Source organism: Streptomyces sp. NPDC001153, from assembly GCF_053598315.1.
Window position 1 is genome coordinate 91725 of the sequence record NZ_JBSFJZ010000038.1, and the last position, 10755, is coordinate 102479.

The following is a 10755-nucleotide window of genomic DNA, read 5'->3' on the forward strand; positions in this document are numbered from 1 at the left end:
CAAGGAAAAATCGGGTGGAGGGTTCGCGGCGGTGCTGGGGCGGTCAGCTCGCCGGACAGATGGCGCTGGACATGCGGCCGAGGTCGACGTGCCGCCGACTCACCAAGGCAATTCCAGTTCCAGACATGACGGAAGCGTGTCATGGCGATCTGGACACAGTCCAGCTTTATCCATCATGCGGACACCCTTGTCCCGGAATATGGGACAAGGGTGTCGTCGCTCACATGCCGCGCGGGGGGTCTTGTCCCGCCAGGTCAGGCGGGGTATCAGGCCGGGTGCGCGCCGGGCCAGGGACCCGGAGTCGCCAGGTCCGGCTCCAGCTCGACCTTGGTGTCGAACAGCTTGAAGCCTCGCCGCTGGTAGTTGTCCATGGCGAACTCGCCGTCCTTGCTGCACGTGTGCAGCCACACCCGCTTGGTCGGCGTCCGCACGGGCCACCGCTCGGCCAGGTCCCAGGCGCGCGCCGTACCGTACGAGAGCAGATGGCCGCCGATGCGCCGGCCGCGGAAGGCGGGGATCAGCCCGAAGTAGGCGATCTCGACCACGCCCTCGTCCTGCGGATCCAGCTCCACATAGCCGGCCGGGGTGCCCCGGTCGTAGGCCACCCAGGACTCCACCCCGGGCCGCTCCAGGTACTCCTGCCACTGCGCGTAGGTCCAGCCGAGCCGGTCGGTCCAGAGGATGTCGCCGCCGACCGAGGCGTACAGGAAGCGGCTGAACTCGGGGGAGGGGACCTCGGCGCGCACGATCCGGACGTCGCCCTCGGGCACGGCGGCGGGCAGGAGGTCGGCCGGCGAGGTCTGCTCCAGGGACCAGGTGGTGACGGGGACGCTGCTCATGCGAGCCAGGGAATCATCCCACCGGCCGGTCTGTCGATCGACTTGGTCACGTACTGGACGGCGGGGAACCTGACGGCCGCAGGGCACCTGGCGCACGGATCAGGCGGACCGCGGGGCACCTTACGCACGGACCAGGCGGACCGCGGGGCATCGGCCGGACGACCGGGGGCGCCTCGGGGCCGGTTCTGCGGCAGGGCCGGTTCAGGCGCTGGTCCCGGGAGTGGGGTACCTGAGCGAATGGTCTGGCGGCAGGGTCGGGTCGGGGGTTGGTCCGGCGGCATGCCCAGCCCGGGGGTTGGCCCGGCGTGCGGGCCAGAGCCGAGGCGGGTCGGGCGGGCGAGTCACCCGGGGTCGCGTCAGTGAGCCGGTCGTTCCGGCGCGCGCAGCGAACGGCGCGGTCAGTGCAGGGAACGGTCCAGCTCGGCCAGGGGCAGGGCGAAGAGCATGCGGTCCGTCAGAGACCACACCTCGCCCGTCGCCTGCCAGTAGGACAGGGAACCCGCCCCCTCGGCCCAGCAGCGGCGCGAGCCGTCCGCACCGCAGTGCGCCGCCTTCGCCCCGCCGGCGTCCTGCCGCCACAGCGTGCCGTGGCCGTCCCGTGAGCCGGGCAGACGTCCCACATACCAGGACGCTTCCACCGCGCCCGGCTGCCAGTACGACAGCACCCCCCGAATCCCCGCCGCCCGGGTCCGGTACGCCTCCGCCGCCCTCACCCGCCCCGCGGTGTCCGCGTCGAGCAGCCCTCCGCGCGCCGGATCCGTGCTGAACGCGTACCGCCACAGCCGGGCGTTCCGCTCCCCGTCCGGCGCGGTCCACTCCGCGGCGACCAGACTGTCCGGCACGCTGCCCCGGTCGACGGCGAGTGCGCCGGGACAGGGCGGGCCGGAGCGGCCGCAGCGGCCCCCGGTGAAGCGGTAGGAGCCGATCGCGGGCATCACAAAGCGGTAGCCGTCGGCCGACCAGCCGCCGGGCACCCGGCCGATCGCGGGCCCGTCCATGCCGACGCGCTGGATCCGGTCGAGGTCGTAGACGTACAGCGCGTCGGCGCCGCCGGTTCTGGCGGTGACCAGCAGCTTGTCCTGGTACCAGACCATCCCGGAGATCCCGGAGGCCAGCCCCCGGTAGTCACGGCCGCCGTCGACCGGCACCACCAGCAGCACCCAGCGGTAGTCGAGGCGGGCGGGGTCGTCGGCGTTCACGAAGGCCACCCTGGCCAGTCCCCGCTCGGCGGCCCGGCCGGTGGCGGTGCTGTGGGTCCAGCCGGCGAGCACGACCCGGTGGGTGCCCCAGACACCGTCGTCGTCGGCGTCCCCGGACGTCGTCACGGAGGCCGGCCGCCAGCCGTTGCCGACGGCGTCGGCCGGGTCCCAGCAGTAGCCGCGGGTGGCGGCCGGGGTGACGGGCAGGGACGCGCGGTCGGCGGAGGAGCAGTCGGCGGAGGTGCGCATCCCGCGGTCGGCGCTCGCCAGGACGGCGTCCACGCCGACCGGGCGGCCCATCGCGGCGGAGAGCCGGTCCAGCGTGCGGGCGGGGACCAGGTGCTCCTGGAGCCGCAGCCGGCCGGTGTCCGCGGGGGAGGAGAGCGGCTTGAGCGCGCCGGGGCTGTCGGTGACGTCCGCCTGGGAGGCGCTGATCAGCGTGGCGGCCGCGGTGAGCGCCAGTGCGGTCCCGGTCAGGACCGCGCGCAGTGCAGCGCCCCGCCTGCGCCGGCGGTGTCTGCCGCGATGCTTCATCTCGTCCCCTTCTCCAGGGCTCCTCAGCCGCCGGGGCGCGCCGGCCGGTGGCGGTCCAACTGCGCCTGGTGGTCCGTACGTTGACGCGAGGAGCGGCTGGGGAGGCCCTTAGGGGATGCTACGGCAGTAACGGTCCGCGCAGGGCGAAGACCCCGCAAATATGCGGAAGACACGCTCACCGGTCCGCGGGCCCGCCGCACTGCGCGGCCGTCCGCTTCTGGGTGATCGCCGGCGCCGTCGAGGAGAGCAGCAGGTCACGGGGGTTGTCGGGAAGGAGCACCTCGATCTCCGTGTCCTCGCGGAAACGATACGGCCGATGCTGCAGTAGTTCCCCGCAATATCTTCGGATCCGGGACATCTCCGCCCGTACCGTCACCGTGCGCGAGGGATCCCCGAACAGATCCCCGGCCAGGGCCGCCGCCCCGCGGCCGGCGCGATGCGCGGCGAGCAGATACAGCAACTCGGCGTGCCGGGGACTGAGTTCACGCGACCAGGAACCCGCCGAACCGGACACCGTCAGCGTACTGCGGCCCGGTGCGGCCAGATCCAGCACGATCCGCGTGGGCGTGCCGGCCGGTTCCTCGGCCGCCCGCAGCAACCAGCCCCCGGCCAGCGGCTCCACCGCGCACGAACCCAGCGACGGCAGCCACCGGCGGCCCGGCGCCAGCGACTTGGGCAGCGCGACACGCCGCACGTACGGCATCCCGGACATCGCCGCCGACCAGCCGTCCCGGTCCACCACCAGCGCCCGCCCGTCCAGCCGGGCCAGCACCGGCGCCGCCACCGACCGCAGCCGTTCCAGCGAGTCCAGGTGCAGCTCCCGCAGCCGCGCCTCGGCCAGCTTGGCCACCGAGTCCACCCAGGCGAGGGTCGCCGGATGCATGGTCTCCAGCGGGCCGCTGATGTCCACCACACCGATCAGCCGGCCGTCCCGCGGATCGGTGATCGGCGCGCCGGTGCAGGTCCAGGAGGCGTGCGAGCGGACGAAGTGCTCGGCGGCGAAGACCTGCACCGGCCGCCGTACGACCGCCGGGGTGCCCACCCCGTTGGTGCCGACGACGTCTTCCCGCCAGTCCGCGCCGAGTTCGAAGCCCAGCCCGTCCGCCTTGCGCAGCACCGGCGAGGCCCCCTCCCGCCACAGCACCCGCCCGTCGGCGTCGGCGACGACCATGATGTGCTGGGCGACATCGGCGACCGAAAGCAGCCCCTGGCGCAGCACCGGCAGGACGTGCCTGAGCGGTGACTCCTCGCGCCGGCGCCTTACTTCGTCGGAGGACAGCAGCCCGGATCTGAAGTCGTGGTCGGGATCGACACCGCTGCGCAGCATCCGTCCCCAGGACTCCTCGATCACCGGCCGGGGCGCGATCCTCGCCCGCTGACCGGCAAGGGTGGCGTCGCGTACCTCGCTCAGCAGCCGCGCCGCCTGCGTCGCGTCCATGGCGGCCAGGCGCGCCACGTTGATCAGCGGGTTCACCACGGGGGTCCTCCCGGGAAAGGGCGTCGAACACACTTGTCAAGCCGCCCGGGCGGCGGTTTCCGGTCCGACTGTGCCTCTCATACTGCCGCTCCGGGCAGGCCGGAGGCACACACTCCGCGCATGTGCACCATTAAGTTGCAACCCCCTGCAACCCTGGTGGACGGCCCGAGGGTGGCCGAGACTTGACCCGACGCGATGTCGCGTCCGCGGGCTTAACGGGCCCATGAGGTGGGGGTGGTGCCGTGTCGGCGCAGCACCACCCCCACCGGGGATGTGGCCGACTTCGCTCGGCTCGGTCCGCGTTTCACAGTGCCGGACGTGCCCGCTCCACAATCGACGCCAGATCCAGGCCCGTTGGCAGCGTGCCGAAAGACGCTCCCCGGTCGCCGCCCAGGCGGGACGCGCAGAAGGCGTCCGCCACCTCCGGTGGAGCGTGGCGGACCAGGAGTGAGCCCTGGAGCACCAGTGCGAGGCGCTCCACGAGCCGTCGTGCGCGGCCCTCGACGGCGTCCAGGTCGGCGAGTTCGGTGAAGAGGTCCTTCACGGCGCGGTCGAGGCGGTGGTCGGTGCCGTGGGCCCGGCCGATCTCGGTCAGGCAGGCGTCGAGTGCGCCCGGCTCGCGTTGCAGCGCCCGGAGCACGTCCAGTGCCTGAACGTTTCCGGCGCCCTCCCATATCGAGTTCAGCGGTGACTCCCGTACCAGGCGGGGCAGCCCCGACTCCTCGACGTAACCGTTTCCGCCCAGGCACTCCGCGGCCTCGACCGCAACGGGCGCACAGCGCTTGGTGATCCAGTACTTGGCGGCCGGCACCGCCAGCCGCAGAAAGGCGCGCTCCTGGTCGCCGCCGTCGTCGCAGGCGGCCGCCAGCCTGAGCGTGAGCGCGGTCGCCGCCTCCGACTCCAGCGCGAGGTCGGCGAGGACGTTGCGCATCAGCGGTTTGTCGATCAGCTTCCCGCCGAACGCCTCCCGGTGGGCGCAGTGGTGCACCGCCTGCGCCACCGCCTGCCGCATCAGGCCCGCCGAGCCCAGCGCGCAGTCCAGCCGGGTCGCCGCGACCATCCCGATGATCGTCCGCACCCCGCGCCCCTCCTCGCCGACCCGGCGCGCCCAGGTGCCGGCGAACTCCACCTCGGCGGAGGCGTTGGACCGGTTGCCCAGCTTGTCCTTCAGCCGCTGGATGAGGAAGACGTTGCGGCCGCCGTCGGGCAGGACACGCGGCACCAGGAAACAGGTGAGGCCGTCCGGGGCCTGCGCCAGCACCAGGAAGGCGTCCGACATCGGTGCCGAGCAGAACCACTTGTGCCCGGTCAGCTCGTACGTGCCCGCCTCCGCGAGCGGCCGGGCCTCGGTGGTGTTCGCGCGGACGTCGCTGCCGCCCTGTTTCTCGGTCATGCCCATGCCGAAGAGCGCGCCGGGCTTGTGCGCGGCGGGCCGCAGCTCACGGTCGTAGACCGTGGACGTCAGCCGCGGCTCCCACTCGGCGGCGAGCTCGGGGTCGGTGCGCAGCGCCGGCACCGCCGCGTGGGTCATGGACAGCGGGCAGCAGTTGCCCGCCTCGACCTGGGTCCAGACCAGGAATCCGGCGGCCCGGCGGACGTGACCGGACGGGCGGGTCCAGGCGCCGGTCAGCCCCGCCGAGACACCCTTGCCGAGCAGCCGGTGCCAGGCCGGGTGGAAGTCGACCTCGTCGATCCGGTGGCCGTAGCGGTCGTGGGTGCGCAGCCGGGGCGGGTGCTCGTTCGCCTGCACCGCCCACTCCTGCAACTGGGCCGAGCCCGCGGCACGGCCCAGCGCGGACAGCTCGGACCCCACCTCGTCGAGCACGTCCGGACCGGTGTGCCGCTCGACGGCCGCCACGAGGGCCCGGTCGGCGGCGAACACGTCGTAGCCCACCAGGGGAGGCGGCTGGTTCGTCACGGTGTGGGTGGAGGTGCCTGCCATGGTGCGAACCTACCCGGGACGGAGGCGGTGATGACCTCCAGAGTGGCACAGCGGTGCCGCCGGGCGCGCCGGATGTGCTCACCCGCCCCGGAAGGTGAGGCCGGTCCGGTGCGGCGGATACCGTTGGGTCGTGCAGCCAGCAAGTGAATCCCCCGAGAGGCCCGCCGGTCGCCTCCACCGGGCCAGAGCCCTCTACCGGAACGTCTCCAAGCGCAGGACCGCCTGGCTGCTGCTCAAGGACACCGTCAACTCCTGCGTGGAGTACCGCATCCTGGGCCTGGCGGCCGAGGCGGCGTTCTTCACGCTGCTGTCCGTGCCGCCACTGCTGCTCTGCCTCATCGGGCTGCTCGCCTACGTCGACACCTGGACCGGCGCCCACACCATCAGCAGCCTCGAGACCAACATCCTCGAAGCCTCCCGGACGGTCCTGTCCGACAAGGGGGTGAAGGAGATCACCGAACCGATCCTGCACGACGTGATGAAGGGCCGTCCCGACGTCATCTCCATCGGCTTCGTCTTCGCCCTGTGGTCCGGCTCCCGCGCGGTGAACGTCTTCATCGACACCATCACGGTGATGTACGGCCTCGACGGCGTCCGGGGCATCGTCAAGACCCGCATGATGTCGTTCCTGCTGTTCATCGTGGCGCTGCTGATCGGATCGGTGGCCCTGCCGCTGATGGTGGCGGGCCCGGACGCGGTGGTGCGGGTGGTGCCCTGGTCGGCGACGGTGGTGCAGGTCCTGTACTGGCCGGTCGTCATGGTCCTGTCCATCGTCTTCCTGACGACCCTGTACCACGTGTCCGTACCGGTCCGCTCTCCGTGGATCGAGGACGTACCCGGCGCCCTCGTCGCCCTGGCCATGTGGGTCCTCGGCAGCTCCCTGCTGCGCGTCTACCTCGTGCACACCATCGAGGGCGCCACGATCTACGGCTCCCTCGCCGCCTCCGTCGCCGTGCTCCTGTGGATCGGCGTGTCGGCCTTCGCCGTCCTCGTCGGCGCCGCCGTGAACGCCGCCATCGACCGTGTCTGGCCCGCCGCCGCCACGGCGGCCGCCCGCGCCGCGAACGAGCGGGTGCGCGAGGCCCAGGTCGCCGAGTACGTCGCCCGCGCCGCGGCGGCCCGCGAAGCCGACCCGGACGACCCCGACATGCCCTCCGAGTTCCCCGAGCGCTGGTCCCGCTTCCTGCCCCCGGAGGACGTCACGGCCCGCCTGCGCACCCACGCCCGGCACACCCACCAAGGGCCCAAGGCGAACGGCCGCCCTCCACAGGAGACCAACGGCCGACACCCGCACGAGGACGACGACGGACCTCGGCACGGGGACACCGGCCGGCCTTCGCACGGGGATGCGGGCCGGCCTTCGCACGGGGTCGACGGGGCCAATGGCGTCAACGGGGCCAATGGCGTCAATGGCGTCAATGGGGTCAATGGGGACGGGGGCGCGGCATGGCACGAGCAGTGATGTGCAGGTCCGTGGGCGGCCCGAGCCGTGCGGATGTGCCGGCGCCGCACGCCTCCACCCAGTGAGTGAGGGTGAGGTCCACCTGCTTTCCACTCGCTTCTCCACCCGCGCTCCGATCCGTCCGGCACCGCCCCGCACGTAGCGTCTTCGCGTGGCCCGGCACTGCTCCGGCGTGAGGACAAGGGCCTGGGACGGCGGAGGAGGTGGAGCACATGACGCATCTGGTCGACAGCTCGGTGCGGGAACGGCGCCCGGGCACGGGCGCGAGGAGAGGAAAGGGGGCCTACGGCCCACTGCTCACGATCGCCGCCGATATCGTCCTGCCGCTCCTCGTGTACTACGCGGCCCGCGCCCTCGGTGCGGGCCAGGGCCCGGCGCTGCTCCTCAGCGGCGCGCCCCCCGCCCTGCGACTGGTGTCCGGTGCGGTGCGACAGCGGCGGATCGACGGCGTGGACCTGTTCTTCACGGTGCTGCTGGCAGCCGCCGCGCTGGCCACCCTGATCGGCGGCGGGACCAGGGTGCTGCTGTTCAAGGACGCGGCGCTGTCCCTCGTCGTCGGCGGCTGGATACTCGGCACCGCGTTCACCGGCAGGCCGCTCGCCTTCCAGCTGGGACAGCGACTGCACCGGGGTGCGGCGGCCCGGGCACGGGCCGGACTGTGGCGGGACTCCGCCGGGTTCCGCCGGGGCCTGCGCGTCCTGACCGTGCTCTGGGGCGCCGAGCAACTGCTCGACGGCGGCCTCGGCACACTCGCCGCCGCCACGCTGCCCACCGACACGGTGCCGCTGCTCACCAGAGTCCTCTCGCTTCTCCTCATCGCCCTGACCGCCGCGGCCACCGCCGCCTACGCCCGCCGTCTCCGCATCCACCACGGCCTCCGGCTCTTCGGCACCCCCGTCGCCGCAGGCAGTACCGGCGATCCCGCCGAGGCGCCCCTGCCAACGGCCTCGGGCGGCGGTATACGCACCCCCGCGACGTAGGCTGGCACCCGTGTACACCGAGTGGGCGTCCCGGCTGACCGGTGCGGTCGTGTGGACGAACTCCCCGGATGGGGCCGGCGGCAGGCCGGTGCTGCCCGACGGATGCATGGACCTGCTGTGGAGCGAGGGCCGGCTGCTGGTCGCGGGCCCCGACACCCACCCGTACGTCCCCGGGGGCCCACCCCGCTTCTGGGCCGGCGTCCGCTTCTTCCCCGGCACCGCGCCCGCCCTGCTCGGCGTGCCCGCGCACGAACTGCGCGACCTGCGGGTCGACTTGGCCGACCTCTGGCCCGCCGCCCGGGTCCGACAGCTGCGCGAACGCGTCGAGGCGGCGCCCGACCCGGCGACGGCACTGGAGGACATCGCCCTGGACCGCGCGGCACGGACCACGGCCGCCGACCCGCTGCTGCACCGGCTGGTCGAGCGGCTGGACGAGGGCCGCCCCGTGTCGGCCACGGCAGCCGAACTCGGCGTCGGCACACGGACCTTGCACCGCCGCTGCCTGGACGCGTTCGGTTACGGCCCCAAGACCCTGGCCCGCATCCTGCGGCTGCAACGGGCGCTGGCGCTGGCCCGCTCCGGCACGCCGTACGCCGAGACGGCCGTCCGCGCCGGGTATGCGGACCAGCCCCACCTCGCGCGTGAGGTGAGGGAGTTGACGGGCATGCCGCTCGGCCGGCTACTCGGCGGCGGGTAGCGGGGCGAACAGGTCGACGCCGTTGCCGTCGGGGTCGTGCACAGTGGCGTACCGCTGGCCCCAGAACGCGTCCCACGGCTTCAGCTCCCCGTGGTACCCGGCGCTCACCAGGTCCTCGTACAGGGCGTCGACCTCGGCGGGCGAGTCGCACCGGAAGGCGAGCCCGACGCGGCCGGCGCGCTCCGGCGGCTGCCAGCCGGAGTGGAAGGAGCGGACGGTCCTCTCGGTGTCCAGCGCGAAGATCAGCCCGCCGGGCAGTTCGGCATCGACGTGCGGCTGGTCTTCGGACCCCTCTGGAAAGACGAGTCCGAGGCGACGGTAGAAGGCGAGCGCGGCGGCCATGTCGGACGTCACCACGCCGATCACGGCGAATCGTGGAGTCATGCCGTCACCGTAGGCGGGCGGCCGTCGGCCGGTCTTGAAGGAATCGGACACCCGGAGGAGGACGGGGGACGGGGACGGGGGACGGAAAGAAACCAATTTGCCCGGCGCCGCTGAGGCGGGAACGATCCGGCTGATCGGCGTGGGGGGAAACACTGTTGGGCGATGTGTTCGCGCGCCCCGGCTCCCTGCCCCGCGCCCCCATGCCCGAACTCCTGCGCCCCCGCATCCCCGCGCCCCGCGCCCTCCGCGCCCGGCTCCCTGCCCCCGCGCCCGAACCCCAGTCCCTGGCACCCTCCGCCCCGCACGCCGCCCTGGCATCCCGCAACCGCTCCCGCGCACGAACTCCCAGCGTCCCGCGCCAAGCTCCTTCCGGCCGGCCGCGCGCGCCAGACCCCGGCGCCCCCGGCCCCGCACTCCAGCGTCCCCGCGCCCAGCCCCACGCCTCAGCCGAAGGTGGCCGGCCCGTTGGGTGTGTTCACCGTGAAGGAGAGTGCGACGGGGCCCGCTGTGAGGAGTAGTCCCGTGCCCAGGGCCGTCAGCGGGCCGCGTACCTCCTCCGGGGCCGGCGCCGTCCCGGAGACCTCCAGCAGGGGGGTGACCGGCAGGCCCGAGGCCGTGGGGTGGCGGGAGGCGCCCCAGTCGATCAGGAACGGGACCAGACCGGAGGGATGCGCATGGCCGCCGTCGGTCAGCCGCCACCGCAGTACGGTGCCGTCGGGAGTGCGGCGGCTCATCGAGTGCACGGGTCCGGGGTCGTAGCCCCGCTCACGAGCCGTCGTGATCGCCGCGTCCAGGTCGGGTGGGCTGATCGCCCAGGTCAGCGTGCGCGGCCCGGTCAGCCGGTCGACCCCGAAGGGCCGCGGTCCGGCGGGCTCGGGCTGCTCGGGGTCGGGGCCCAGGATCTCCAGATAGCTGCGGTCGCCCAGCCCCACCAGATGGTTGCGCGTGCCGAGGCCGGGATGCGCACCGCCGGGCACGGGCGTCACCCCGGTCCGCCGTGCGAAGTCGGCGACGGTCGCCGCCAGATCGGGCGTGGCGAGGACGAGATGGTCAAGGAGCGGCGGAACGGCGTTCATGCCCGGCGAGGCTACGGTCAACGTCCCTGCGCATCAAGGGAGTTGGAGCGGACGCGGGTGGCCGCGGCTTAGAGGTCCTAACAAAGGCGTCGGACGTGTCTGTAGGTGATGAGACATGTAGCGAGCCCGAGGAAGGCTTCATGGATGTCGTCCCGTCGCTCCCAC

10 protein-coding genes are annotated in these 10755 nt (G+C 73.2%); 3 read left to right on the forward strand and 7 right to left on the reverse strand.

Annotation, left to right across the window (positions count from 1 at the left end):
• Nucleotides 1–43 precede the first annotated feature (43 nt).
• From ACWDEN_RS34995 to ACWDEN_RS35015, 5 genes are all read right to left on the reverse strand, one after another.
• Entirely contained in the window at nucleotides 44–127 is an 84-nt protein-coding gene (locus tag ACWDEN_RS34995) for a putative leader peptide (RefSeq protein WP_309486338.1), read from the reverse strand.
• 139 nt (nucleotides 128–266) lie between these two features.
• Complete coding sequence (locus ACWDEN_RS35000) at nucleotides 267–839, reverse strand: GNAT family N-acetyltransferase (protein WP_351607430.1); 573 nt, start codon at nucleotides 837–839, stop codon at nucleotides 267–269.
• Between the two features lie 398 nt (nucleotides 840–1237).
• Complete coding sequence (locus tag ACWDEN_RS35005; RefSeq protein ID WP_450861904.1) at nucleotides 1238–2572, reverse strand: hypothetical protein; 1335 nt, start codon at nucleotides 2570–2572, stop codon at nucleotides 1238–1240.
• A 175-nt stretch (nucleotides 2573–2747) separates the two neighbouring features.
• Complete coding sequence (locus ACWDEN_RS35010) at nucleotides 2748–4034, reverse strand: GAF domain-containing protein (RefSeq protein ID WP_450861915.1); 1287 nt, start codon at nucleotides 4032–4034, stop codon at nucleotides 2748–2750.
• A 319-nt stretch (nucleotides 4035–4353) separates the two neighbouring features.
• Nucleotides 4354–5991 carry an acyl-CoA dehydrogenase family protein gene (locus ACWDEN_RS35015; protein WP_450861906.1) on the reverse strand — a complete coding sequence of 546 codons (1638 nt, stop codon included), beginning with the start codon at nucleotides 5989–5991 and terminating at the stop codon, nucleotides 4354–4356.
• Nucleotides 5992–6121: 130 nt separating this feature from the next.
• Here ACWDEN_RS35015 and ACWDEN_RS35020 point away from each other — a divergent pair, with 130 nt between their 5' ends.
• From ACWDEN_RS35020 to ACWDEN_RS35030, 3 genes are all read left to right on the forward strand, one after another.
• Nucleotides 6122–7453 (forward strand): YihY/virulence factor BrkB family protein, encoded by a 1332-nt coding sequence (locus ACWDEN_RS35020; RefSeq protein ID WP_450861908.1) that lies wholly within the window; start codon nucleotides 6122–6124, stop codon nucleotides 7451–7453.
• 212 nt (nucleotides 7454–7665) lie between these two features.
• Nucleotides 7666–8433 (forward strand): VC0807 family protein, encoded by a 768-nt coding sequence (locus ACWDEN_RS35025; protein WP_351607420.1) that lies wholly within the window; start codon nucleotides 7666–7668, stop codon nucleotides 8431–8433.
• A 10-nt stretch (nucleotides 8434–8443) separates the two neighbouring features.
• Entirely contained in the window at nucleotides 8444–9130 is a 687-nt protein-coding gene (locus ACWDEN_RS35030) for a helix-turn-helix transcriptional regulator (protein ID WP_351607418.1), read from the forward strand.
• Here ACWDEN_RS35030 and ACWDEN_RS35035 read toward each other — a convergent pair.
• Nucleotides 9113–9514: a VOC family protein gene (locus tag ACWDEN_RS35035; protein ID WP_351607415.1), complete on the reverse strand. Its 402-nt coding sequence runs from the start codon at nucleotides 9512–9514 to the stop codon at nucleotides 9113–9115. The genes ACWDEN_RS35030 and ACWDEN_RS35035 overlap by 18 nt on opposite strands.
• Nucleotides 9515–9957: 443 nt before the next feature.
• Nucleotides 9958–10590, reverse strand: a complete 633-nt coding sequence (locus ACWDEN_RS35040) for a VOC family protein (RefSeq protein ID WP_351607413.1) — start codon at nucleotides 10588–10590, stop codon at nucleotides 9958–9960.
• Between the last annotated feature and the right edge of the window lie 165 nt (nucleotides 10591–10755).

Coding starts and splice junctions, on each gene's coding strand:
- ACWDEN_RS34995 (WP_309486338.1), bottom strand. CDS start 127: ATGTCTGGAACTGGAATTGCCTTGGTGAGTCGGCGGCACGTCGACCTC.
- ACWDEN_RS35000 (WP_351607430.1), bottom strand. CDS start 839: ATGAGCAGCGTCCCCGTCACCACCTGGTCCCTGGAGCAGACCTCGCCG.
- ACWDEN_RS35005 (WP_450861904.1), bottom strand. CDS start 2,572: ATGAAGCATCGCGGCAGACACCGCCGGCGCAGGCGGGGCGCTGCACTG.
- ACWDEN_RS35015 (WP_450861906.1), bottom strand. CDS start 5,991: ATGGCAGGCACCTCCACCCACACCGTGACGAACCAGCCGCCTCCCCTG.
- ACWDEN_RS35025 (WP_351607420.1), top strand. CDS start 7,666: ATGACGCATCTGGTCGACAGCTCGGTGCGGGAACGGCGCCCGGGCACG.
- ACWDEN_RS35035 (WP_351607415.1), bottom strand. CDS start 9,514: ATGACTCCACGATTCGCCGTGATCGGCGTGGTGACGTCCGACATGGCC.
- ACWDEN_RS35040 (WP_351607413.1), bottom strand. CDS start 10,590: ATGAACGCCGTTCCGCCGCTCCTTGACCATCTCGTCCTCGCCACGCCC.